This window comes from Kribbella sp. NPDC056345 (genome assembly GCF_042262745.1).
Taxonomy (GTDB): Bacteria; Actinomycetota; Actinomycetes; order Propionibacteriales; family Kribbellaceae; genus Kribbella.
This window is the reverse complement of record NZ_JBHJQQ010000009.1, coordinates 194971-216740: the sequence shown is the minus strand read 5'-3', so window position 1 is coordinate 216740 and position 21770 is coordinate 194971. Positions and strand designations below refer to the sequence as shown.

Here is a 21770-nt window from a genome sequence, read left to right as displayed (position 1 = left end):
CTCCAATTAAACTCGTACTCCGAGGATAAGATGGGACAATGTTATGACCAGTGGCCGCCGGGGACAATGGCAGACCGCCGCGGAGATCCTGACCCGGGTGAGCCGGGAGCCAGGGCTCACCCGGGCGGCAGTCGCGCACGAGCTGGGGCTGAGCAGCAGCTCGGCCACTGAGGTCACCGCGAAGCTCCGTGAGGTGCAGCTGCTCGCCGAGGTACCCGCACCGAGCCGGGGGCGCGGCCGGCCGACCACGCTACTGCGGGCGCACCCGTCTGGTCCGGTGGCGCTGGTGCTCGATCTGCGGCAGAGCAACTGGCGCAGTGCGGTGGTGGCGCTCGACGGCTCATTCCTGAGCCAGGACGACCGCCGGCACCGGACGCGGAGGGCAGAGGTCGTGCTCGGTCGCCTGCGGCGCGCCGTACTGGAGGCGCAGGAGCAGTACGGCGATCGACTGCGGGCTGTCGGGTTGGCAGTACCCGGGACGCTTCGGGACAACCACCTGCTGCAGGCTTCGGCGCCGGAGTGGTTCGAGCTGGACCTTGAGACGGTCACCGCGGGCACTGGGGTTCCGCTGCTGGCCGGCAACGACGCGACGCTGAGCGGGGTCGCGGAGGCGCGCTCCGGAGCTGCTGCGGGGGCGGGGACGGCGCTGCACCTCATCATCGAGGCGGGGATCGGTGGGACGCTGCTGATCGACGGCGTACCGGTTCAAGGTGCGTCTGGTGCGGCCGGCGAGTTCGGGCACACCCCGTTCGGTGACCGCAGCCGGCAGTGCCTGTGTGGCGCCCGCGGCTGCTGGAACCTGGAGATCGACGGCCGCGCCCTGGCCCACCACCTGCAGGACCCCGAGCCCGACGACCCGCACGCCTACACCCAGGCCATCCTGCGCCGCACAGACCGTACGGCGGTCCGCGCGGTCGAGCAGGTGGTCACCGCAATCGCCGCCGGTCTCGCCGGACTCACCAACGCCCACAACCCGGACGTCATCACTCTCGGCGGACTAGCAGTCCCCCTCCGAGCCGCCGCCGAAGAAGCCTTCAACACCACGTTCCTGGAGGGCCTGATGGCCTTCCACCGAGCCGCTCCCCCACCAGTAGTCGCAGCCGCACACCAGTCCGACGGCCCCCTCCGAGGCGCCGCCGCCCTAGCCCTCGACCACCTGACCACCGAGCCCTCGATCGCCACCTGGGCAACCAACCACTAGCCCCCACATCACCCCCGCAGGCGAGGCGCCGAGTGAACCCACTCGCGCCACCGCAACTCCCGCCCACTGAACCCACCGTGCCGGGTGGAAGGACCGTGCTGCTGGAAACCGCTTACCGGCAGCACAGTCCGCACACTCGACGCCCGAGTCCCCACACACTCGCAGGGTGGGTTCAGTCGGCGGGGCGGGGGGAGTCGGTGCCGTCGGTGGCTTCGGGTTGGGTGTCGTCGGCCGGGGATTCGGCGCCCTCGTGGTGCGTGCCGTCGGCGGCTTCGCCTTGTGCCACCTCGTCCACCTCGACCGGTTTGGGTTTGGGGATGATGGGGGGTTCCAGTTTGGCGAGGATGGTGATGATGTCGTGGCGGTGGTGCTGGATTTCGTGGGCGGTGTGGCGGATGACCCAGCCGAGGGTGCGGGGCATTCGGACCGGGTAGTTGTAGAGGCCTAGTTTGCCCAGTTGGGGTGGGGTGAGGACTCGGGCGGCGGCGCCGAAGTCCTTGGCGTTGCGGACCAGGGCGGCGGCTACCTCCATCGGGTCCTGGGTCTCGTACTTCTCCTGCTTCACGCGGCCGGTGCGGTCCATCGGCGCGTAGACCGGGCGGTCCTCGGCCAGGCACTGGGCGACGCGGAAGCGCTGTACCTCCAGTACGTCGCGCACGTGGCAGGCGTATTCGATCGCCGACCAGACCTCGGGCTCCGGCCGTAGCCGTACGACGTTGGTGTCCGGGCCTGCGGCGGCTTTGGTGAGCGCCATGCTGCAGTCGGCCGCCTGGCGGACCAGCAGGGTCACTGTGCCCTGCAGGTCACCGGTGTCGTAGTTGAACCCGCACTGCTCGCAGTACCCGTCGACCGGGGGCTGCTTCGTCAACTGCCACTCCCTCGAAATCTCCACGCGTGATCGACCGGACCGATACCACCACCGAGTGCGAACCCGGCCTGGATCGCCCCGGTCACGTACTCCTTCGCTTCACCGACCGCACTCTCGACGTCGTACCCGCGTGCCAGGTACGACGCGATGGCGCTGGCCAACGTACATCCGGTGCCATGGGTGTGCCGGTTGTCGGCCCGGACCGCACTGTAGGCCCGTCGGACCCCAGCACCGTGCAACACGTCAACCGACGCAGTCCCCACATCATGCCCGCCTTTGACGAGCACCCAAGACGCACCGGCCTCCAGCAAGGTCTTGGCGGCCAGATCGCGGTCCTCAACCGTCTCCAGCGTCACACCGGCGACAGGGCCCAGCTCAGTCAGGTTCGGCGTCAGCACAGTCGCCAACGGCACCACCTCGGCCCGTACGGCGTCCATGGCGTCCGCAGCGAGTAGCGCGTCACCATGCTTCGACACCGAGACCGGATCGACCACTACCGGCACTGACGGCGGCAGTGTGCGCAGCAGCGACGCTACGACGCGCACCATCGAGGCGGAGGCCAGCATGCCGGTCTTCACCGCGTCCACACCGATGTCGTCGACGACACTGCGGAACTGCGCTCGCACCTGCTCCTCGGGCAGCTCCCACGCCCCCTGCACACCCAGACTGTTCTGCGCGGTGATCGCGGTCAGCACGCTCATCCCGTGCACGCCGTTGGCCAGCATCGACTTCAGGTCGGCCTGGATCCCGGCGCCTCCTCCGGAGTCCGAGCCGGCGATGGTGAGCACGCGTGGTGGTCGGTTCATCTCAGCTCCTGAAGTGGGCGTGGCCGGAGTTCGCCGCGTACGGCGCTCCGTCGACGGTGACGGTCCCGGCCGGGCGGTCCTCATTGCCTTCGGCAACCGAGCCGATGACCGTCCAGCCCTCCGGTACGTCGGCCGGCTCGAAGGTACCGACCAGGGCATGATCGTCACCCCCGGTCAGCACGAAATGCAGCGCATCCAGACCAGTAGCGGCCGCGACAGCTTGCAGCGGCTCTGGCACGGCCAGGGCGTTCGGGTGGATGTCGATGACGACCTGACTGGCCACAGCGATGTGGCCGAGGTCGGAGAGCAGTCCGTCGCTCACATCACACATCGACGACGCACCGGCGCGTGCTGCCCGGGGACCTTCGTCGTACGGCGGTTGTGGGCGCCGGTGTGCTTCGACGACAGTCCGCGGTGACCGGAAGCCACGTGTCAGCACGGTGTACCCGGCCTCTGCCCAGCCCAGCCGGCCGACGACGGCCACCTCATCACCTGGCCGCGCGCCAGAGCGCAGTACCGGTGCACGTCCGTCGAGTGTCCCGAAGGCGGTCACCGATACGACGATCTTCTCCGACTGCACGGTGTCGCCACCCACGATGGCCGCACCGACCAGCTCACACTCGTCCACGAGCCCCTGGTACAGCTCCTGCACCCAGGCGACCGGCAGCTCGGCCGGTGCGCCGAATCCGATCACGATTGACGTCGGCCGGGCTCCCATCGCCGCGATGTCGGCCAGGTTCTGCGCGGCGGCCTTGCGGCCCACGTCGTACGCCGAGGACCAGTCCTGGCGGAAGTGGCGGCCCTCGACCAGCAGGTCGGTGGTGATCACCATCCGGCCGTCGGGCGCGGCGACGACGGCGGCGTCGTCACCTGGACCGACCAGGACGTCCTCACTGGTGGACAGCCCCTTGGTGACGGCCTCGATGAGACCGAATTCACCTGTGCTCCCCAACGTCTCTGTCACGTCAGCAGACCTCCCATATCGCCAACCGGAGTCTAGGCGGTACCGTGACCGGGCAACGAAGAGTACGCCCGGCCCGTTGTCAGTACACGGAGCAGTACGGCAGGCCGGTGCCCAGCTGAGGACGACTGAGTGGAGAACGACGTGGTGGTCCAGGCCTACATCCTGATCCAGACCGAGGTCGGCAAGGCTGCCGATGTCGCGGCGCAGATCGCCGAGGTCCAGGGCGTCACCCTGGCCGAGGACGTCACCGGTCCGTACGACGTGATCGTCCGCGCGGAAGCCCGCAACGTCGACGAACTGGGCAAGCTGGTGGTTGCCCGGGTCCAGAACGTGCCAGGCATCACCCGGACGCTGACCTGCCCCGTCGTCCACATCTGAGCCGCCGTAACGACTGCAGCACCGCCTACTTCAGTCATGCCCAAAGTTCTGTTCGCTGCACTCGGCCTGCTCCTGCTGGCCGGGTGCAGCCCGGGCCCCACTCCGGTCCCCGTGCCGTCGCCGGCACCGGAGGTCGCGGCCGCCTGTGAGCCGCTGATCAAGGCGTTCCCGGCCAAGGTGCTGGACGCCGAGCGCCGCAAGGCCGAGCCGCCCAGCCCGCTCACCACCGCGTACGGCGATCCGCCGATCGAAGTGACCTGTGGAGTCGCGGCGCCGGCCGGGATGGCCGAGGCGCAGTCGCAGTGTTTCGAGGTGAACGGCGTCGGCTGGTTCGCCAAAGAGGTCACCAACGGCGTCATCTTCACCACCATCGGCCGCACCCTCTACCTGGAGATCGCTGTCCCCTCCAAGTACCACCCGGAGGCGAACGCTCTCACCGACGTCTCCGACGTGATCAAGCAGTACAACAAGGTCATCACCCCCTGCACCTAAGGGCAGAACTCCCCCACCCAGGCTGAGTCGTCTCTAGCCTGAGGATGTGCGGGGGACACGGCAGGGCGCCATCGTCCTGACCACAGGTCTCGGGCTCGCCGTCATCGTCGTCCTCGCCGCATCCAGCGGCACAGTCCACCCGTTGAGCGACCGTCCCCCGCGCCCGCCGGTCACCCATCGGCCTGGTGACAGCACCGACGGTCCACGCATCAGCGGCGAACCGCTGCCCGGCTGGTTCGACGCGATGCTGACCGTCGGCCTGGTCATGCTGGCCGTCCTCGTCGGTCTGGCGCTGGCGTGGGCGCTGTACGCCGGCGTCCGGATGCAGCGCGACAAGTCAGCCGCCGCCGAGGGCGAGCGGGTCCGCACCGAACGCCTGGCCGAGGCAGTCGCCACCGGCCTGACACAGGTCGAGACCGGCACGCCCGACGATGCCGTGATTGCCTCCTGGGTTGCCCTTGAGCGAGCAGCCGCTGCAGCCGATCTGACCCGGCGACCGGCCGAGACCGCCACCGAGTTCACCGCCCGCGTGTTCAGTTCGGCGCAGGTGTCACGCGAGGACCTGGACGCGCTGGCAGCGCTCTATCGCGAAGCGCGCTACTCCCGGCACGTCGGGACCGAGGCGGCACGCGCAGCAGCGCGCGCCGTACTCCAACGATTGGAGAAGGACCTTCAGCGCAGTCCGGTCGGCCGCGTCATCGCGAGCGTCAGCAGGCGGTCGACGAGGGCGGGGTAGTCGAGGCCGGAGGCGTTCCACAGGAGGGGGAACATGCTCTTCGGGGTGAAGCCGGGCATGGTGTTGATCTCGTTGATGACGAGCCGGCCGTCGGGTTCCAGGAAGAAGTCGACCCGGGCCAGCCCCTCGCCCTCGATCGCCTCGAAGGCGGTCACCGACTGCGCGCGGATCTCGGCTGCGAGCTCGTCCGGAAGATCCGCCGGGATCCACAGTGCGGCGAAGTCGTCGCCCTCGGGCAGGTACTTCGTCTCGAAGTCGTAGAACTCGTGGCCGCCACCGGAGACCGTGATCTCGCCGCAGACACTCGCCTCGGGCCGGCCGCCGTTCAGGCCCTGCAGTACGGCGACCTCGATCTCGCGCGGGTTCTTGGCCGCGGCCTCGACCAGCACCTTCGGATCGTGTACCTGCGCCCCGGCGATCGCCGCGTCCAGCCCGTCCGGGCCGTCCACCTTGCTGATGCCGAGACTCGATCCGCCGCGGGCCGGCTTCACGAACACCGGGTAGCCGAGCGCGTCGACCTTGGCCCGGCACGACGCCGGATCTGCCGACCACTCGCGGTCGCGGACGACGACGTACGGCGTGATCGCGAGACCGGCACCCTGGAAGACGACCTTCATGAAGTGCTTGTCCATGCCGACCGCGCTGGCCAGTACGCCGGAGCCGACGTACCGGATGTCGGTCATCTCGAGCAGTCCCTGGATGGTGCCGTCCTCACCCCAGGGTCCGTGCAGCAGCGGGAAGACCACGTCGACCTCGCCGAGCGTGTTCGGCACCGAGCCGGGGTCGTTCACGACCAGTTCGCGGTTCGAGCCGAAGAGCACCGGCATCGCGGTGACGTCGACCTCCGGCAGCTTGCCGTCGGTGATCGACAGGCGTTCGGGGTCACCGCTCTCCAGCACCCAGTGACCGCCGGTACTGATGCCGATCGGGATCACCTCGTACTTGTCCCGGTCGATCGCCTGCAGGACGTTGGCCGCCGTGACGCACGAGATGGCGTGCTCGCTCGAGCGGCCGCCGAAGACCACAGCAACCCGGATCTTGCGTTCAGAGCTCACCGGGCGACTGTAGCGGTCCCTACCAGGTGACCGGCAACGCCTGTACGCCGTACACGAGGGTGTTGTCCTTGAACTGGATCTCCTCGAACGGGACGGCCAGCCGCAGGGTCGGGATCCGCGTGTAGAGCCGGCTGAAGACCTCCTGCAGCTCGACGCGAGCCAGTTGCTGACCGAGGCACTGGTGCGGGCCGAAGCCGAAAGCCACGTGTGCCGCGCCCTCGCGGGTCACGTCCAGCTCGTCCGGGTTGTCGAAGACGGCCGCGTCCCGATTGGCCGCCGACAGCGCCGCCACGAGGTAGTCCCCCGCCTCCAAAGTGGCGGGCCCCGCCGGGATGTCGTCGGTCACCTGCCGGAACAGGCCGAACTGGACCACGGACAGGTAGCGGAGGAGCTCCTCGACCGCGGTGACGGCGAGCTCGGGCTGGTCGCGGAGGGCCGCGAGCTGGCCGGGTTCGCGGAGCAGCGCGAGAGTGCTGAGCGCGATCATGTTCGCGGTCGTCTCGTGCCCCGCGATCAGCAGCGTGAAGCCGATCGACACCAGCTCCTCGATCGTGACGTCCTCGCCCAGCTCCTCGCCGCGGGTGATCACGCGGGACAGGAGGTCGTCGTCCCGCTTGGCCTGCTTGGCCATCACCAGACCGGCCATGTACTGGCTGATCGCCTCCATGGCCTGCATGGACTCCTCAGGATCGGTGTCGATCGCCACCAGCAGCGCGCTGCGCTCCTGGAACTCCGCCCGGTCCGCGTAGGGAACCCCGAGCAGCTCGCAGATCACCAGCGACGGGATCGGCAGCGCGAATACCTCGACCAGGTCCAGCGGCCCGCCCCGAGCGAGCATCGCGTCGATGTGCTCGTCAACAAGTGCCGCGATCCGCGGCCGGTACGCCTCCATCCGCTTGACCGCGAACTCCGTCGCCAGCAGCCGCCGCAATCGCCGGTGCGCAGGCCCGTCGACATGCAGGATCTGCCCCGACTCGACCTCGCGCTCGAGGTCGGCGTCCACCACGACGTGCTCGGACGGCGCGGAGCGGGAGCTGAGCCGGGGGTCCCGCAGTACCGTCCGCACGTCGTCGTACCGGGTGAAAACCCAGGCGTCGACACCGGCCGGGGTCGACACCTTCGACGGCGCCTCACGGTCACGCAGCGCGGCGTACCCACTGGCCGGGTCGAACGGACAGCCCGAAGGGCGCTCGGTGGGGAAAACGGGCCTGGTCTCGGTCATGCGCCACCTCTGGTCGTCGATTTTGATAGTGACTACCATATGACTGTAGTTGCCAATCGGCATCGGCTACCGGAGGGTCGGGACCGGGTACTCTGCCCGCGGAGGTCGAGATGGGACTGCGGGAGCTGAAACGGGAACGGACCCGGCGGCTGATCGCCGACAAGGCGTTCGAGCTGTTCTGCCACCACGGCTTCGGCCGGACCACGGTCGAGCAGATCGCGGCCGCCGCCGAGGTCGGCCCGAGCACGCTCTACCGGTACTTCCCGACCAAGGAGACGCTGGTCCTCGAGTTCGTCGAGGACTGCCTGATGGGCGCGGTCGCCTGGTTCCGCGAGCAGCCCCCGGTCGACCTGCCGGACGGTCTGCAGGCCGTCATCGAGCACGTCCTGGACGAGCTGGAGCGCAACCCGGACCGGGTCCGCGCGGTCTACGAGATGGCCGACCAGACCCCGTCGGTGAGCGCGCACCTGCAGGAGCTGATCTGGCGCTTCCGCGGCGAGCTGACCGAAGAGCTCGTACGGCGCCTGTCCGGCCCGGACCCGCAGCTGGTCGAGTTCACCGCGGCACTGTCGGCCGGCAGCGCGATGAACATCATCGAGACCGTGGTCCGGATGTGGGTGGAGAACCCGGACGGTATCGAGGTCAAGGAGCTGGCCAGGCGCGCGATGAGCCTGCTCCGCGGTGGCGGCATTCCGTTGCCGGCGTCGCGCGACAATGTTGTGCATGGCCCCTGATCTCGATCCGTCCACTGTCGTTGTCCATGCCGGCCGCCCCGAGCGGGTGCCGAATGCACCGGTCGGCGATTCGCCGGTGTTCAGTTCGACGTACGTCGCCGGTGGCGACCGCGGGTACGGGCGGTTCGGCAATGACGCGTGGACGGCGTTCGAGGAAACGCTCGGCGCGCTCGAAGGTGGTCGCGGACTGACGTTCGCTTCCGGGATGGCGGCCGCTGCGGCGGTCTGCGATCTCGTGCCGGTCGGCGGGCGGGTGGTCGCGCCGATCCACGCGTACTCCGGTGTGCTCGCGCTCCTCGACCAGCAGGCGGCGACCGGCCGGTTGCAGGTGGATCGGGTCGATATCGCTGACACCGAGGCTGTTTCGCGAGCTGTGGTTGGTGCCGACATGTTGTGGGTCGAGTCGCCCACCAACCCGGCGATGGAGGTTGCGGATCTGCCCGCGATCTCAGCCGCCGGGCGGGCGACCGGGGCGACCGTGGTCGTCGACAACACGTTCGCGACACCGCTACTCCAGCAACCACTCGCGCTGGGCGCGGACATCGTGATGCACTCGGCAACCAAATTCATCGCCGGCCACTCGGACGTCGTACTGGGCGCGGTGGTCACCGCTGACGACGAGCTGTGGTCGGCGCTCGAACTCCGCCGCCGCAGTCTCGGCGCGATTCCGGGACCGATGGAGACTTGGCTAGCGTTGCGTGGATTGCGGACGCTGGCCTTGCGCTTGGAGCGGTCGCAGTCCACCGCGGCCTTCCTGGCTCAACGACTACTCGCTCATCCGCGCGTCAGCCGGGTCCGCTACCCCGGGCTGCCCGACGACGCCGGTCACGCGCGGGCGGCGGCGCAGATGTCCGGGTTCGGCGCGATCCTGTCGTTCGAGGTCGGTGGCGACGCCGAGTTCGCGCAGCGGATCTGCGAGAGCACCAAGTTGTGGCTGCACGCAACGAGTCTGGGCGGCGTCGAGTCGCTGCTGGAGCGGCGACGCCGGTGGGCGATCGAGGTGCCGACCATCCCCGACGACCTGATCCGGCTGTCGGTCGGGATCGAGCACCCGGACGATCTGTGGGCCGACCTGGAGCAGGCCTTCACTTCCGCGAGTTGAGCACCGGACCACCGAAGAACGTCAGCACGCAGAGCACCAGCGGCAGGATGAACGCCAGGTTCAGCGGCATGAAGTGCGCCAGTCCACCGATCAACGCCGGGCCGGCGAGCAGACCGACGTACCCGAGTCCGACCACGCGCGCCATCAACGCACCGGCTGCGCGCGGGTCGAGGTTGCCGGCGGCTGTGAACAGCTGCGGTACGCCGCCGGCCAGACCGATCCCGAACAGCGCCCACCCGAACAGCCCGAGCGCTACCCAGGGACTGACAATGACGATCGCCATCCCGACCGCCGCGATGGCAGCACCCCAGCGCACGATCGCGGCCGGGCCGACCACGGCTGCCACCCGGTCGGTGAGGAACCGGCCAATGGTCATGGCCACGGCGAACGCGCCGTACGCGTAGGCCGCTGTACTGACTGAGGTGCCGAGGACATCGCGGAACTGCAGTGCCGCCCAGTCGTTCGCCACCCCCTCGGCGAGCATCAGGCCGAACGCCAGTCCGCCGAGCGCCCAGACCAGCTTGGCCGGCGGCTTGGCGCGCTCCTCGGTGTGATCTTCCTCGGCCGGTTCGGTTGCCTCCAGCAAGAAGCGCCCGGCGCCGAGTGCGACGACGATGCATACGACACCGGCCACGCTCAGTGTGGTCTGAGTCGGTACGCCGGCCCGCAGCGTGGCCGCGCCGATCAGCGCAGCGATCGCACCGCCGATCGACCAGACCGCGTGGAACGACGCCATGATCGGGCGTGGATAGCCGCGCTCGACCACCACGGCCTGCGCGTTCATGCCGACGTCGATCGAGCCGTTGCCGAAGCCGAGGAAGATCAGGGCGAGCCCGAGACTCCACCAGTTCTGCGCGAGACCCGGCGCGAACAGCGCGATCCCGAGCAGCACACCGGCCGCGGGCACGAGCTTGCGCTGGCCGAGCCGGTCGACGAGTGGACCGGCCAGCTGCATGCCGGCGAAGGCCGCGCCACCGAGCGCGAGCAGCAGAAGGCCGAGGGTGCTGTGCGAGATCCCGGTCGCGTGTTCGATGCTGGGGATGTGGACGACCCACATCCCGACCGCGAACCCGTTCAGGCCGAAGTACAACCAGGTCGCAACGCGGGCGGCTCGCGGCGGGGCGAGCTCTGAAACTGTGGCGGTCAAGAGGTTTCCTCCGGGTTCGCCACCTCGACCAGCGTGCCGCGTTGCGTGAGCAACGTGCGCTGGTCCTCGGGGGCGGACGGGTCGGTGATGATCAGGTCGGGCCGTTCGGCCGGGCAGACATAGGCGAGCGCAGCGCGGTCCCACTTGGCGCCGTCGGCGAGCACGATCGACCGGCCTGCGACGCTCATAGCTTCTTGCTTTACCTCGGCATCGCCGAGATCAAAGGCGGTCAGACCGGCATCCAGGCTGAACGCACACGGACTCAGTACGGCGACGTCGAAGCGCAGCGCCCGCAGCGAAGCGACGGTCAGCGGGCCGACCAGGGACAGCTCGCCCTTCCGCGCCTCTCCCCCGGGCATCAGCAGCCGCACGCGTGGCGCCTCGGCCAGCTCCAGGGCGACGTGCAGCGACAACGGCATCACCGTGACCGCGCGGTGCTGGAGCAATCGCGCCACCTCGAGCGCCGTCGTACCGCTGTCGAGGACGATCGTGTCGCCGTCCTTCAGGTGCGCCACCGCGGCCCGCGCGATCGCCTGCTTGGCGGCGACCGCGGCCTGGGCACGCAGCGAGTACGGCGGCTCGACGCCCGACGGCATCGCCGGAACCGCACCGCCGTGGACCCGCTTCAGCACGCCTTGGGCGGCCAGGAAGTCGAGATCGCGGCGGATCGTCATATCCGAGGACGCAGTGGCCTCGACCAGTTCCTGGACGGAGATTCGGTGTCCGCCACGGAGTCGATCTACGATCATTTGATGCCGTTCTGCACTTCTCACGCGCAGAAATCTACCATCCACATGATCGTTCGAACAGATGGATTGTTTACTTGTGGCTGATTCCACCCAACTGATCAAACGGTCGCGGTACGCCGTGGCTGCCGTCTTCTGTGTGCACGGCTCCGTGACCGGGTCGTTCGCGACCCGGGTGCCGTGGATCCAGGACCACTCCGGTCTCTCGGCCGGCGAGCTCGGGCTGGCCCTCGCCTTCCCGGCCATCGGGGCCGCGCTGATGATGCCGCTGGCCGCCCGGATCAGCCACCGCTTCGGCACCCGGACCGCCCTGCGCGGCCTGCTCGCGCTGTGGACGCTCTCGCTGATCCTGCCGTCGTTCGCACCGGGCCTGCTCACGCTGTGCGCGGCGCTCCTCGTGTACGGCGGGACGTCGGGGATGGCGGATGTCGCGATGAACGCCCTCGGTGTCGAGGTGGAGCATCGGCTGCAGAAGTCGATCATGTCCGGCCTGCACGGCATGTGGAGTTTGGGCGCGTTGATCGGATCGGCACTCGGCACGGTCGCGGCCCACGCCGAGTTGAGCGCGCAGGTTCACCACGTCATCGCGGCGATCGTGCTGACCGTGCTCGGGCTGGTGGTCTGCCAGTTCGTGCTGAACATCCATCCGGAGGAGGACGCCGAGCCGCCGGCGCGGTTCGCGCTGCCGCCACGGTCGGCGCTGCTGATCGGCGCGGTCGGATTCTGCGCGGTGTTCGCCGAGGGTGCGAGCCTGGACTGGTCGGCGGTCTATCTGCGCGACATCCTGGACAGTTCGCCTGGTGTGGCTGCCGGTGCGACGACTGGTTTCGCGCTGACGATGGCTATTGCCCGGCTCACCGGCGATGCGGTCGTCAATCGGTTCGGCGCGGTCCGCACGGTTCGCTGGAGCGGCGTGATCGCGGTGATCGGTGGCGTGCTGGTGGTCCTCGCGCCGAACGCGGTGGCCGCGATGGCCGGGTTCGGACTGCTCGGCATCGGCGTCGCGGTCGTCGTACCGCTGGCTTTTGTCGCTGCGGCGCGGAGTGGGTCGAACGCTTCGCATGCCATCGCGGGTGTTGCCACGATCACCTACGCGTCGGGCCTGGTCGCGCCGTCGATCATCGGCGGGATCGCCCAGGCCAGCAACCTGACCGTCTCGTTCATCGTCGTCACCGCCTTGACTGTCGCCCTGGCCGTCTTCGCCCCGGTGCTGAGGACCCGGGCGCGCGTCGATGTCTGATCGCCGCCGCTGGGCCGTAGTCATCACCGCGACCGTCTTCCTGGTTGCGCTATGTCTGCGGCCCGCACTCACGGCGGTCGGCCCGGTGCTGCCGCGGATCGGTGCCGACGAGGGGCTTGGCGAATCGGCACAGGGGTTGCTGGCCGCGTTGCCCCTGCTGGCGTTCGCGGCCGCTTCGCCGCTGGTACATCTGGGGTCGCGACGGTTCGGGATGGAGCGGACCGTCCTGATCTCGTTGCTGGTGCTGGCGGTCAGCAGCGTCGCCCGGTCGTACACCGGCGAGGCCGGGCTGTGGATCGGCACGGTCGTCATCGGTGCATCGATTGCGGTCGGCAACGTCCTGGTCCCGGTCATCCTCAAACGGGACTACGCGTCGCACGTCTCCCGGGCCACCGGCATCTACACCGCGTTCATCACCGGCGGGGCCGCGCTCGCCTCGATCGTCGCCGTACCGATCGCCGACGCCGCCGACTGGCGTCTGTCGCTCGCCGTCTGGGGTGGCCTCGCACTCCTGGCCGCTCTGGTCTGGCTGCCCCGATCCGTGGGCGCTGTTGGGCCGGCACCCGTCGAGTCGCGGGAAGTGCCCCCGGTCAGCGTCTGGCGGCAGCCGATGGCCTGGCTGGTGACCGGCTTCATGGGCCTGCAGTCGACGAGCTTCTACCTCCTCGTGAACTGGCTCCCCACCATCGAGATCTCGACCGGCATCTCGGAGCGCACGGCCGGCGTCCACGTCTTCCTCTTCCAGGGCTTCGGCCTCATCGGCGGCCTCGCCATCCCCGCCTGCTGAAGAACCCGGTAAGCCAACGAGCCGGCGCGGTCACCGCCAGCATCCCGATCCTGGTAGCCCTCCTAGGCCTCCTCCTAGCCCCCGGCCTGGCCGTCCTCTGGGCGATCATCGCCGGCCTGGGCCAAGGCGCAGCCCTCGTAGCCGCCCTCACCCTCATCAGCCTCCGCGGCCGCACCCACCACGAAACCGCCCAACTCTCCGGCATGCCCAATCCGTCGGCTACCTCCTGGCCGCCACCGGCCCCGTCCTGGCCGGCACCCTCACCGAACAAACCGGCACCTGGGCCCCCGCCCTCACCACCTTCGCCGCCCTGGCCGCCGTACAAATCCTCCTAGGCCTAGCCGCCGGCCGCCCCCGATCCCCCTAAGGACAGGACGTATACGAGCAGGCACAGGCGCTCTGAGCGTGAGCAGCAGCCAACCGTGGCCCGCGCAGGCCTATACGTCCTGTCGTTCGGGGGATCAGAGCAGGCTGTTGAGGACTTCGGTGGCTTCTTCGTAGCCGGCGTCGCTGATGCGTTGGAGTTCGCGGAGGTCCTTGGTGGCGGCGGCTCGGCGGGTGAGGTGTTCGCCGGCTCGGTCGTTGCCCTCGTCGAGGAGGTCGTTGAGGGTGTCGAGGTCGGAGCGCTCGTCGGCCAGGTCGGCGAGCTTGTCGGCTGCCTTCTCGTTGCCTTCGTCGGCCAGGGCCCGGAGAGTCTCGAAGTCCGTCATGGATCGAGTATGCCTCTCCGGGCAGATGTCCTACTTGTCGGTGGCGAAGGCGGCGTCGAAGGCGGCGGCGGGCTTGTCGAAGGCCAGGGCGCGGATGACGTTGACGGCTTCGGCGGCGCCGACCTTGCGCTCCATGCCGGCGTCTTCCCACTCGACCGAGATCGGGCCGGTGTAGCCGATCGAGTTCAGGACGCGGAAGCAGTCCTCCCACTGGACGTCACCGTGGCCGGTGGAGTAGAAGTCCCAGCCGCGGCGCGGGTCGCCCCAGGGCAGGTGGGAGCCGAGGCGGCCGTTGCGGCCGCCGCCGACGCGCATCCGGGTGTCCTTGCAGTCGACGTGGTAGATGCGGTCCTTGAAGTCCCAGAGGAACGCGACCGGGTCGATGTCCTGCCAGACCATGTGCGACGGGTCCCAGTTCAGGCCGAAGGCCGGGCGGTGGTCGATCGCCTCGAGTGCCAGCGTGGTGGTCCAGTAGTCGTACGCGATCTCCGACGGGTGCACCTCGTGCGCGAACCGGACCCCTTCGGCGTCGAACACGTCGAGGATCGGGTTCCACCGGTCGGCGAAGTCCTGGTACCCGGCGTCGATCACCGATGCGGGCACCGGCGGGAACATCGCGACGTACTGCCAGATCGAGGAGCCGGTGAAGCCGATCACCGTGTCGACGCCGAGCTTGGCGGCGGCCCGGGCGGTGTTCTTCAGGTCCTCGGCCGCGCGCTGCCGGACCCCCTCGCCGTCACCGTCGCCCCAGATCCGGGACGGCACGATCGCCTGGTGCCGGAAGTCGATCGGGTTGTCGCAGACCGCCTGGCCGACCAGGTGGTTGGAGATCGCGTAGACGCTCAGGTTGTACTTGGCCAGGATGTCCTTGCGGGTCTGGACGTACGAGTCGTCGTCGATGGCCTGCTGTACGTCGAAGTGGTCGCCGGAGCAGGCGATCTCCACCCCGTCGTACCCGGCCTCGGAAGCGAACTGGCAGACCTCCTCGAACGGCAGGTCGGCCCACTGGCCGGTGAACAGCGTGATCGGGCGTGGCATCTGGCTAGCTCCTCTTAAACGGTGATCCAGGCACTGTCCGCGGCAGCTGAGCGCAGTACGGCGTCGATCAGCTGAGCGGACCGCGCACCGGCGGCGAAATCGGGCAGACCGTCCGGGCGGTCACCCAGTACGGCGGCGTAGCTGTCCGCGACGAATGAGTCGAACGCGTCCTGGTACCCCTGGGCATGTCCGGCGGGCAGACGGTTCACGCGAGCCGCACCGGGGCTCAGCGTGTCGGGGTCGCGGGTCAGGATCTGGGAGGCGGTACGGCGGCCGGCCCACAGCCGGTCGGGGTCCTCCTGGTCGAAGCCGAAGCTCCCCTCGGTCCCGGAGACCTCCAGGTAGAGGCGGTTCTTCCGGCCGGCCGCAACCTGACTGACGACGATCGTCCCGACCACTCCGGCCTCGGTGCGGAACTGTGCGGTGGCCAGGTCCTCGGTCCGAACTGCGACGCCGCCACGCGACGAGCGAACGGTCCGCAACTGCGCACTGATCGCGGCGATCCGGTCACCGGTGACGAACTCGGTCAGGTCGCACCAGTGCGAGCCGATGTCGGCGAAGGTCCGCGACGGACCGCCGGTCTCGTCGTCCACTCGCCAGTTCTGGTCGTCGGCACCGGCCAGCCAATCCTGCAGGTACGAACCGTGCAGGCTGGTGATCTCACCGGCCTCCCCCGCGGCGAGGCGAGCCCGTAGCTCGCGCACCATCGGGTGGTAGCGGTAGACGAACGGTACGGCGCCCACCAGGCCCGCCTCGTGCGCCGCAGCCTCGAGACCGGTTGCATCGGCCACAGACGTCGCCAGCGGCTTCTCACAGATCACGTGCTTGCCTGCGGCGAGCGCCTGCAGGGTCACCTCGCGGTGGGTGTTGTTCGGCGTACAGACGTGGATGACGTCGAGGTCGGCCGCCAGGAGGTCCGCGAGCGTCTCGTAACCACGCTCGGCCCCGGATGCTTCGGCCGCTGCCTCGGCGCGGGCCGGGCTGGATCCGACCGCACCGACGACCTGCGCGCCGGAGACCAGCGCCGATCTGCCGTGCACCTGGCCCATGAAACCGCCGCCGACAATCCCGACCTTCAGCTTGGTGGACACGTGGAAGGACGCTATGTGACACTTTTGAGCCCTGTCAAGCAAAAGTCCAGCGCCCTGAGGACGGAAGTGTATGAGCGAGCCCGACGCGGTGTTGCGGTTGCTGCTCGACGGGCGCCCGCGGACCCGGGCCGAGCTGATCGACTCCAGTGGTCTGGCCCGCTCGACGGTGACCGGCCGGATCGAATCCCTGCTCGCGACCGGGCTCGTCGTACCGTCGGGTGAGGCCGCGTCGACCGGGGGCCGCCCGCCCGCGCGGTTCCGGCTCAATCCGGCGGCCCGGCTGATCCTGGCCGCGGATGTCGGCGCGACGCATCTGTCGGTCGCACTCACCGACCTGACCGGCGAGATCGTCGCGCGGTCGACCACTCCGCTGAACATTGCCGAAGGCCCCGAGATCGTGCTGGCCGAGATCGTGCGGACCGGTCTGTCGTTGCTGAAGTCAGCCGGCCGCACTCGAGCCGACCTGGCTGGAACGGGGGTTGGTCTGCCGGGACCGGTCGAGCACTCGACCGGGCGGCCGAATCATCCGCCGATCATGCCGGGCTGGGATTCGTACGACGTCGCCGGGCGACTGAGCCGTGAGCTGCCGGGGCCGGTGCTGGTCGACAACGACGTGAACATCATGGCGCTCGGCGAGCACGCGACCGAGTACGCCGACGTCGAGCACCTGCTGTTCGTCAAGGTCGCCACCGGGATCGGGGCCGGCGTGATCAGCGGCGGCCGGCTGCATCGTGGAGCGCAAGGCGCGGCCGGGGACATCGGCCACATCCAGACGCCAGGTCACACTGAGCTCTGCCGCTGCGGGAACACCGGCTGTCTGGAGGCGGTCGCATCGGCCGCAGCCATCGCCGCCCGTCTCGGCGTTGCCGGCAGCCACGACATCGTCGAACTCGTCCGCTCCGGCAACACCGCGGCCACCACCGCCGTCCGCCAGGCCGGCCGCGAGATCGGCACCGTCCTCGCCGCCGCGGTCAGCCTGCTGAACCCGTCCGTCCTCGTGATCGGCGGCTCACTCTCCCAGGCCGGCGATCACCTCCTGGCCGGAATCCGCGAAACCGTCTACGCCCGATCGTTGCCCTTGGCCACCACCGGGCTGCACGTCACCACCACGCGTTCCCCGTACGACGCGGCGCTGCGTGGTGCCGCCGTCCTGGTCCAGCAGCACGTCCTCGTCACGCCCAGTTGATCGCCAACTCGTCGATCATCAGCACCGCCGGATCCCGCGCGATGTCCCCCCGCCGGACCGCCCCGACCCCGTACCGCCGCACCCAGTACGCCGTCCGCGCCAGCTCGAGCTGAATCCACCGCCGTACCCGATGCAGGTCGAGTTCAGCCGCCTCGCAGTACGCCGCAAGCTCCCGCGTCATGCCGGCGAGCAGATCGCCGTTCATCAGCACCAACGTCCGAGCCTTCAGGAACGTGACCGCGTCGTACGCCGGATCCCCGATCAACCCCTTGGGATCAATCGCCAGCCAGGGTTCCCGGTCCGCGCTCAGGATGTTCCGGTGATGCAGATCCCCATGAATCAGTACGTCGGGCTGCTCCCGCACCAACTCGTCGATCACCCCGAACGCCCGGTCGACCACCACGTCAGGCAGCGCGCCGGGGAACTCCGCGACATCCCTCTGCAGTTCCTCGGCCCACTCATCAGCCCGCTCCTGCAGGCGAGGGAGCCCGCCCGAGCCGTCACTCAAGCGGTGCAGGGCTTCGGGGGCCGGGATCGACAGGAGGCGGCTCATGTGGCCACCTACCGCGGCGACGTCCGCGCCTGAGTCGCGCAAGGTGGTTGGGTGGGCTCGTTCGAGGAGCATGGCGTAGTGCTCGTCGGCTCGTTCGTGGAGGTGGACTGCGCCGCGGCCGTTCCAGGCTGTGTAGGCGTCTGGTTCGTGGACGTTGCCTGGGTGGGTGAACGACACCTTCAGCACCAGGGGTTCGGCTGAGCGGCGTACCGGGACGATGACGCCTACCTCGCCGTGCATCCAGTCGCCGTCGGGGGTGCAGTCCCAGCGCTGAATCAGTTCGTCGACGATTGCGGGCAGGGTCGCGAGCCACGCCGTACCCTTTTCGCCCTCGCGGTTGGTGGTGGCGGCGGCGAAGGCTTCGGGGATCACCAGCGCTCCGCCTTCGCCGAACGCGAGACGAGACTGAACAGCATGTCCTTCGGGGTCATCTCCCCCGCGACCACCTTGGTGACGGCTTCGGCGATCGGCATCTCGACGTCGTGGTGGTGTGCGAGCTCGGCGATCGACGAGCAGGACTTGACGCCTTCGGCAACTTGCCGGGTCGCACCGGCGATCTCGGCGACCGTCATGCCCTGGCCGAGCTTCTCGCCGAACGTCCGGTTCCGCGACAGCGGCGACGAACACGTGGCCACCAAGTCACCAAGACCAGCCAGACCGGAGAACGTGTGCTCGTCCGCCCCCAACGCAGCACCGAGCCGAGCCGTCTCCGCCAGACCGCGTGTGATCACCGACGCCCGCGCGTTGTCGCCGAACCCGAACCCGACCGCCATCCCAACGGCCAGCGCGATCACGTTCTTCGTCGCGCCACCAAGCTCACACCCGACGACATCCGTGTTCGTATAAGGACGGAACGTCCCCGAATGGCACAGCTTCTGGAGCCGGTTCGCCGTCCCCTCGTCCGCACACGCAACCACCGCGGCAGCAGGCTGCCCCTCGGCGATCTCGCGCGCCAGGTTCGGCCCCGACACGACCGCGATCCGCTCCGGCCCGGCGCCGGTCAGCTCCGCGATCACCTCGGACATCCGCAACGTCGTACCGACCTCGACGCCCTTCATCAAACTCACCAGCGGTACGGCGTCCGGCAGCACCCCGGCCCAGTCCCGCAGATTCTCCCGCAGTGACTGCGAAGGCACGGACAGTACGACGGCCTCCGCGCCATCGGCCGCCGCAGCCGGATCATGAGTCGCAGTGATCGCTTCGGACAACCGGATCCCCGGCAGGTAGTCCGGGTTCTCGTGCTGGGTGTTGATCACATCGCACACCGACTGCCGCCGGGCCCACAACGAGACCTGGTTCCCGGCCCCCGCCAGCACCGTGGCGAACGCCGTACCCCAGGATCCGGCACCGAACACCGCGACCTTTGTCATTCTTTCTCCTCACCGTCAGAACGCCGGGCTTTGCGCAGGTCGTACAGTTCTTTGGGCGGAGTCTCGCCGCGCAGTTCGCCCAGGGTGTCGGCCAGGGCGTGCATGATCACCTCGGTTGCCTCGTGCAACAGCTGGTTGGTGATCGGCTTACCCTCGAACGCGCTCAGGTCGACCGGCTTCCCGGCCCGCGCCAGCACGGTCTTGCGCGGCAGCAGGCGGAACCGCGTCTTCCCGGTGTAGGACCGGAGAATCTCCTGCGCACCCCAGTTCGCAATCGGAATCACCGGAGCGCCGGTCATCAACGCGATCCGGGCGGCGCCGGTCTTCCCGGTCATCGGCCACAGGTCGGGATCGCGGGTAATCGTGCCTTCGGGATAGACACCGACGCACTCACCGCGTTCGACTGCTGCCACCGCGTCGCGGAACGCGTCCGCGGCCTGGGCGGAATCGCGGTACACGGGAATCTGCCCGGCGCTGGTGATGATCCGGCCGGCGATCGGCAGCTTGAACAACGACGCCTTGCCGAGCATCCGCGGAATCCGCCGGCATTCCCAGATGAAGAAGCCGAGTACGAACGGGTCGAAATGCGAGATGTGGTTCGGCACGAACACCACGCCGCCGGTCCGGGGCATGTTCTCCCGGCCGCTGAACCGGTGCTTGGTGAAGACCAGCATGAACGGCTTGACGAGCGCGACGATCACGCCGAACCAGAAACCCCGCCGCGGTCTCGGGTCGTCCACTACTGCCTCCTGGTGCTGGTCACTGCTCTCCGCCATGGGAGAATCCTGCCTGATGGCAGACCTACAGGTCGTTCCCTGGATCCTGGCGATCCCGGTGAAGCGTACGGCGATCGCGAAGAGCCGGCTGGCTGCGGCCTACCCGCAGCACCGCCCGGAGCTCGCGCGCGCCTTTGCTGTCGACACTACTGCGGCAGCGCTGGCTTCGGGCCTGGTGCGTGCGGTTCTGGTGGTCACCGACGACCCGGTGGTGGCTGCGGACGTGACCGCGGTCGGCGCCCACGTCGTACCGGATCTGGCTGCCGACGGGCTGAACGGCGCGCTCCGGCACGGTGCCACGATCGCCGCTGCCGAGTTCCCAGGGCACGGTGTGGCTGCGTTGTCGGCCGACCTGCCCGCGTTGCGTCCGGCTGAGCTGACGGCCGTGCTCGCGGCCTGTGTGGCACCGCGATCGTTCGTGGTCGACCAGCCAGGCACCGGTACGACGATGCTCGCGGCCGCGGCCGGTGTCGAGCTCGATCCCCGCTTCGGCGTCGGCTCCGCCTTGGCCCACCAGGCTTCCGGGGCAGTCCCGATCGACCTGCCGAACATGGACTCGGTACGGCGGGACGTCGACACGGCCGCCGATCTCGCGCACGCCGTCCAGCTGGGTGTCGGTCCGGCAACCGCCGACGTGATGTCGCTGGTGCTTGGTTCCGCAACCGGGTCCGAAGGCCTAGCCTGCTGACATGCAAGCCACTGTGAGCCGGTACGACAGCGAGACCTTCTCCGGAGCGGTGCTCACCGACACCGGGATCGAGCTTCCCTTTACCGTGCATGCGATCGCTGAGACTCCGGTTCGGCTGCTGCGGGTGGGCCAGCGCGTCCGGATCCAGACCAGCGGCTCCGGTGCGAGTCTCGCGATCACCAAGGTCGACTTCGCCACCGTCCTTTAGAACACAAGCGAAGGCCGGTCGCTCCTGGAGGGAGTGACCGGCCTTCTGCCGTGGTGCTAGTTACTTCAGCGTGCTGCGCGCTTGGCCGGAGCCTTCTTCGCGGCGACCTTCTTGGCGGGGGCCTTCTTGGCCGGCGCCTTCTTCGCTACTGCCTTGACCGGTGCGGCCTTCTTGGCCGGCGCCTTCTTGGCGGCGGCCTTGACCGGTGCGGCCTTCTTGGCTGCGGCCTTGACCGGAGCAGCCTTCTTGGCCGGCGCCTTCTTGGCGGCAGCCTTGACCGGAGCGGCCTTCTTGGCCGCGGCCTTGACCGGAGCCGCCTTCTTGGCCGGTGCGGCCGCCTTGGTGGCGGTCGCGGTGGCCTTCGGAGCTACCAGCTTCGGCAGCTTCTTCGCACCGGAGACAACGGCCTTCAGCTCCGCACCCGCGCGGAACTTCGGAACCACGGTCTTCTTGGCCTTGAGAACCTCGTTCGTGCGCGGGTTCCGGACCAGGCGTGCCGGGCGATCGATGGCTTCGAAGGCACCGAAACCGGTGATGGCGACCTTGCCACCCTTCTTGGTCAGCTCGCGCTGGATGGTGTCGATGATCGACTCCAGGGCGTGCTGAGCCTGGCGGCGGTTTCCGTCGAAGTGCACTGCGAGCGCTTCGACCAACTGGCTCTTGTTCACTGTC

25 protein-coding genes are annotated in these 21770 nt (G+C 69.0%); 11 read left to right on the top strand and 14 right to left on the bottom strand.

Features of this window, described 5'->3' with window-relative positions; all coding sequences use genetic code 11:
* Positions 1 to 43 precede the first annotated feature (43 nt).
* Positions 44 to 1201: an ROK family protein gene (locus ACFCV3_RS30035; protein WP_376035497.1), complete on the top strand. Its 1158-nt coding sequence runs from the start codon at positions 44 to 46 to the stop codon at positions 1199 to 1201.
* A 172-nt stretch (positions 1202 to 1373) separates the two neighbouring features.
* Here ACFCV3_RS30035 and ACFCV3_RS30030 read toward each other — a convergent pair whose 3' ends face one another.
* The 3 genes from ACFCV3_RS30030 to ACFCV3_RS30020 are packed head-to-tail and all read right to left on the bottom strand — an operon-like array spanning position 1374 to position 3839.
* A complete protein-coding gene (locus tag ACFCV3_RS30030) occupies positions 1374 to 2069 on the bottom strand; it encodes a DinB family protein (protein ID WP_376035495.1) in 696 nt (231 codons plus the stop codon).
* Positions 2066 to 2875: a bifunctional hydroxymethylpyrimidine kinase/phosphomethylpyrimidine kinase gene (gene thiD / locus ACFCV3_RS30025; protein ID WP_376035493.1), complete on the bottom strand. Its 810-nt coding sequence runs from the start codon at positions 2873 to 2875 to the stop codon at positions 2066 to 2068. Before thiD ends, ACFCV3_RS30030 begins: the two co-directional genes overlap by 4 nt.
* 1 nt (position 2876) lies before the next feature.
* Positions 2877 to 3839 carry a thiamine-phosphate kinase gene (locus ACFCV3_RS30020; RefSeq protein ID WP_376035492.1) on the bottom strand — a complete coding sequence of 321 codons (963 nt, stop codon included), beginning with the start codon at positions 3837 to 3839 and terminating at the stop codon, positions 2877 to 2879.
* Positions 3840 to 3983: 144 nt separating this feature from the next.
* Between ACFCV3_RS30020 and ACFCV3_RS30015 the strand changes: the two genes are divergently transcribed.
* From ACFCV3_RS30015 to ACFCV3_RS30005, 3 genes are read left to right on the top strand one after another with little or no spacing between them, the layout of a single operon-like run.
* Positions 3984 to 4217: an Lrp/AsnC family transcriptional regulator gene (locus tag ACFCV3_RS30015; protein ID WP_041290445.1), complete on the top strand. Its 234-nt coding sequence runs from the start codon at positions 3984 to 3986 to the stop codon at positions 4215 to 4217.
* A gap of 36 nt (positions 4218 to 4253) precedes the next feature.
* A complete protein-coding gene (locus ACFCV3_RS30010; RefSeq protein WP_376035490.1) occupies positions 4254 to 4709 on the top strand; it encodes a DUF3515 domain-containing protein in 456 nt (151 codons plus the stop codon).
* A 46-nt stretch (positions 4710 to 4755) separates the two neighbouring features.
* Positions 4756 to 5445, top strand: coding sequence for a DUF4129 domain-containing protein (locus tag ACFCV3_RS30005; protein WP_376035489.1), 690 nt, complete (start codon positions 4756 to 4758; stop codon positions 5443 to 5445).
* On the opposite strand, the gene ACFCV3_RS30000 is transcribed toward ACFCV3_RS30005, so the two are convergent.
* Both ACFCV3_RS30000 and ACFCV3_RS29995 read right to left on the bottom strand, forming a co-directional pair.
* Positions 5382 to 6500 carry a D-alanine--D-alanine ligase family protein gene (locus tag ACFCV3_RS30000; protein WP_376035487.1) on the bottom strand — a complete coding sequence of 373 codons (1119 nt, stop codon included), beginning with the start codon at positions 6498 to 6500 and terminating at the stop codon, positions 5382 to 5384. The two genes, ACFCV3_RS30005 and ACFCV3_RS30000, sit on opposite strands and share 64 nt — an antisense overlap.
* 19 nt (positions 6501 to 6519) lie before the next feature.
* Entirely contained in the window at positions 6520 to 7722 is a 1203-nt protein-coding gene (locus ACFCV3_RS29995) for a cytochrome P450 (protein WP_376035485.1), read from the bottom strand.
* A gap of 110 nt (positions 7723 to 7832) precedes the next feature.
* Here ACFCV3_RS29995 and ACFCV3_RS29990 point away from each other — a divergent pair, with 110 nt between their 5' ends.
* A complete protein-coding gene (locus ACFCV3_RS29990; RefSeq protein ID WP_376035483.1) occupies positions 7833 to 8456 on the top strand; it encodes a TetR/AcrR family transcriptional regulator in 624 nt (207 codons plus the stop codon).
* Positions 8446 to 9558 (top strand): trans-sulfuration enzyme family protein, encoded by a 1113-nt coding sequence (locus ACFCV3_RS29985; RefSeq protein ID WP_376035481.1) that lies wholly within the window; start codon positions 8446 to 8448, stop codon positions 9556 to 9558. The genes ACFCV3_RS29990 and ACFCV3_RS29985 overlap by 11 nt, the downstream gene beginning before the upstream one ends.
* On the opposite strand, the gene ACFCV3_RS29980 is transcribed toward ACFCV3_RS29985, so the two are convergent.
* Together ACFCV3_RS29980 and ACFCV3_RS29975 are read right to left on the bottom strand one after the other, a co-directional pair.
* A complete protein-coding gene (locus tag ACFCV3_RS29980; RefSeq protein WP_376035479.1) occupies positions 9542 to 10705 on the bottom strand; it encodes an MFS transporter in 1164 nt (387 codons plus the stop codon). The genes ACFCV3_RS29985 and ACFCV3_RS29980 overlap by 17 nt on opposite strands.
* The gene (locus ACFCV3_RS29975; RefSeq protein ID WP_376035477.1) at positions 10702 to 11454 is read right to left on the bottom strand and encodes a DeoR/GlpR family DNA-binding transcription regulator; all 753 of its coding nucleotides are present in this window, start codon (positions 11452 to 11454) and stop codon (positions 10702 to 10704) included. The genes ACFCV3_RS29980 and ACFCV3_RS29975 overlap by 4 nt, the downstream gene beginning before the upstream one ends.
* A 76-nt stretch (positions 11455 to 11530) precedes the next feature.
* Here ACFCV3_RS29975 and ACFCV3_RS29970 point away from each other — a divergent pair, with 76 nt between their 5' ends.
* Together ACFCV3_RS29970 and ACFCV3_RS29965 are read left to right on the top strand one after the other, a co-directional pair.
* Positions 11531 to 12691, top strand: coding sequence for an MFS transporter (locus ACFCV3_RS29970; RefSeq protein WP_376035475.1), 1161 nt, complete (start codon positions 11531 to 11533; stop codon positions 12689 to 12691).
* On the top strand, positions 12684 to 13478 hold the full coding sequence (locus tag ACFCV3_RS29965) for an MFS transporter (RefSeq protein ID WP_376035473.1): 795 nt from the start codon (positions 12684 to 12686) through the stop codon (positions 13476 to 13478). The genes ACFCV3_RS29970 and ACFCV3_RS29965 overlap by 8 nt, the downstream gene beginning before the upstream one ends.
* Positions 13479 to 13939: 461 nt before the next feature.
* Here the strand turns inward: ACFCV3_RS29965 and ACFCV3_RS29960 are convergent, their stop codons facing one another.
* From ACFCV3_RS29960 to ACFCV3_RS29950, 3 genes are read right to left on the bottom strand one after another with little or no spacing between them, the layout of a single operon-like run.
* A complete protein-coding gene (locus ACFCV3_RS29960; protein ID WP_376035472.1) occupies positions 13940 to 14188 on the bottom strand; it encodes a hypothetical protein in 249 nt (82 codons plus the stop codon).
* 30 nt (positions 14189 to 14218) lie between these two features.
* Positions 14219 to 15226 (bottom strand): sugar phosphate isomerase/epimerase family protein, encoded by a 1008-nt coding sequence (locus tag ACFCV3_RS29955; RefSeq protein WP_376035470.1) that lies wholly within the window; start codon positions 15224 to 15226, stop codon positions 14219 to 14221.
* A gap of 14 nt (positions 15227 to 15240) precedes the next feature.
* Positions 15241 to 16317 carry a Gfo/Idh/MocA family protein gene (locus ACFCV3_RS29950; protein ID WP_376035468.1) on the bottom strand — a complete coding sequence of 359 codons (1077 nt, stop codon included), beginning with the start codon at positions 16315 to 16317 and terminating at the stop codon, positions 15241 to 15243.
* Positions 16318 to 16387: 70 nt separating this feature from the next.
* On the opposite strand from ACFCV3_RS29950, the gene ACFCV3_RS29945 reads away from it, so the two are divergent.
* Positions 16388 to 17503, top strand: a complete 1116-nt coding sequence (locus tag ACFCV3_RS29945) for an ROK family protein (RefSeq protein WP_376035466.1) — start codon at positions 16388 to 16390, stop codon at positions 17501 to 17503.
* On the opposite strand, the gene ACFCV3_RS29940 is transcribed toward ACFCV3_RS29945, so the two are convergent.
* From ACFCV3_RS29940 to ACFCV3_RS29930, 3 genes are read right to left on the bottom strand one after another with little or no spacing between them, the layout of a single operon-like run.
* Positions 17490 to 18428 carry an aminoglycoside phosphotransferase family protein gene (locus tag ACFCV3_RS29940; RefSeq protein ID WP_376035465.1) on the bottom strand — a complete coding sequence of 313 codons (939 nt, stop codon included), beginning with the start codon at positions 18426 to 18428 and terminating at the stop codon, positions 17490 to 17492. The genes ACFCV3_RS29945 and ACFCV3_RS29940 overlap by 14 nt on opposite strands.
* Entirely contained in the window at positions 18425 to 19426 is a 1002-nt protein-coding gene (locus tag ACFCV3_RS29935; protein WP_344155301.1) for an NAD(P)H-dependent glycerol-3-phosphate dehydrogenase, read from the bottom strand. Before ACFCV3_RS29935 ends, ACFCV3_RS29940 begins: the two co-directional genes overlap by 4 nt.
* Positions 19423 to 20202 (bottom strand): lysophospholipid acyltransferase family protein, encoded by a 780-nt coding sequence (locus tag ACFCV3_RS29930; protein ID WP_376035463.1) that lies wholly within the window; start codon positions 20200 to 20202, stop codon positions 19423 to 19425. Before ACFCV3_RS29930 ends, ACFCV3_RS29935 begins: the two co-directional genes overlap by 4 nt.
* 16 nt (positions 20203 to 20218) lie before the next feature.
* Between ACFCV3_RS29930 and cofC the strand changes: the two genes are divergently transcribed.
* Both cofC and ACFCV3_RS29920 read left to right on the top strand, forming a co-directional pair.
* Positions 20219 to 20890, top strand: coding sequence for a 2-phospho-L-lactate guanylyltransferase (cofC, locus tag ACFCV3_RS29925; protein ID WP_132413277.1), 672 nt, complete (start codon positions 20219 to 20221; stop codon positions 20888 to 20890).
* A 1-nt stretch (position 20891) separates the two neighbouring features.
* Positions 20892 to 21098, top strand: a complete 207-nt coding sequence (locus tag ACFCV3_RS29920) for a hypothetical protein (RefSeq protein ID WP_132413275.1) — start codon at positions 20892 to 20894, stop codon at positions 21096 to 21098.
* A gap of 65 nt (positions 21099 to 21163) precedes the next feature.
* Here ACFCV3_RS29920 and ACFCV3_RS29915 read toward each other — a convergent pair whose 3' ends face one another.
* Complete coding sequence (locus ACFCV3_RS29915; RefSeq protein ID WP_132413273.1) at positions 21164 to 21766, bottom strand: HU family DNA-binding protein; 603 nt, start codon at positions 21764 to 21766, stop codon at positions 21164 to 21166.
* Positions 21767 to 21770: the final 4 nt, after the last annotated feature.

Coding starts and splice junctions, on each gene's coding strand:
- ACFCV3_RS30035 (WP_376035497.1), top strand. CDS start 44: ATGACCAGTGGCCGCCGGGGACAATGGCAGACCGCCGCGGAGATCCTG.
- thiD (WP_376035493.1), bottom strand. CDS start 2,875: ATGAACCGACCACCACGCGTGCTCACCATCGCCGGCTCGGACTCCGGA.
- ACFCV3_RS30010 (WP_376035490.1), top strand. CDS start 4,254: ATGCCCAAAGTTCTGTTCGCTGCACTCGGCCTGCTCCTGCTGGCCGGG.
- ACFCV3_RS29995 (WP_376035485.1), bottom strand. CDS start 7,722: ATGACCGAGACCAGGCCCGTTTTCCCCACCGAGCGCCCTTCGGGCTGT.
- ACFCV3_RS29990 (WP_376035483.1), top strand. CDS start 7,833: ATGGGACTGCGGGAGCTGAAACGGGAACGGACCCGGCGGCTGATCGCC.
- ACFCV3_RS29985 (WP_376035481.1), top strand. CDS start 8,446: ATGGCCCCTGATCTCGATCCGTCCACTGTCGTTGTCCATGCCGGCCGC.
- ACFCV3_RS29975 (WP_376035477.1), bottom strand. CDS start 11,454: ATGATCGTAGATCGACTCCGTGGCGGACACCGAATCTCCGTCCAGGAA.
- ACFCV3_RS29965 (WP_376035473.1), top strand. CDS start 12,684: ATGTCTGATCGCCGCCGCTGGGCCGTAGTCATCACCGCGACCGTCTTC.
- ACFCV3_RS29960 (WP_376035472.1), bottom strand. CDS start 14,188: ATGACGGACTTCGAGACTCTCCGGGCCCTGGCCGACGAAGGCAACGAG.
- ACFCV3_RS29955 (WP_376035470.1), bottom strand. CDS start 15,226: ATGCCACGCCCGATCACGCTGTTCACCGGCCAGTGGGCCGACCTGCCG.
- ACFCV3_RS29945 (WP_376035466.1), top strand. CDS start 16,388: ATGAGCGAGCCCGACGCGGTGTTGCGGTTGCTGCTCGACGGGCGCCCG.
- ACFCV3_RS29935 (WP_344155301.1), bottom strand. CDS start 19,426: ATGACAAAGGTCGCGGTGTTCGGTGCCGGATCCTGGGGTACGGCGTTC.
- ACFCV3_RS29930 (WP_376035463.1), bottom strand. CDS start 20,202: ATGGCGGAGAGCAGTGACCAGCACCAGGAGGCAGTAGTGGACGACCCG.
- cofC (WP_132413277.1), top strand. CDS start 20,219: ATGGCAGACCTACAGGTCGTTCCCTGGATCCTGGCGATCCCGGTGAAG.
- ACFCV3_RS29920 (WP_132413275.1), top strand. CDS start 20,892: ATGCAAGCCACTGTGAGCCGGTACGACAGCGAGACCTTCTCCGGAGCG.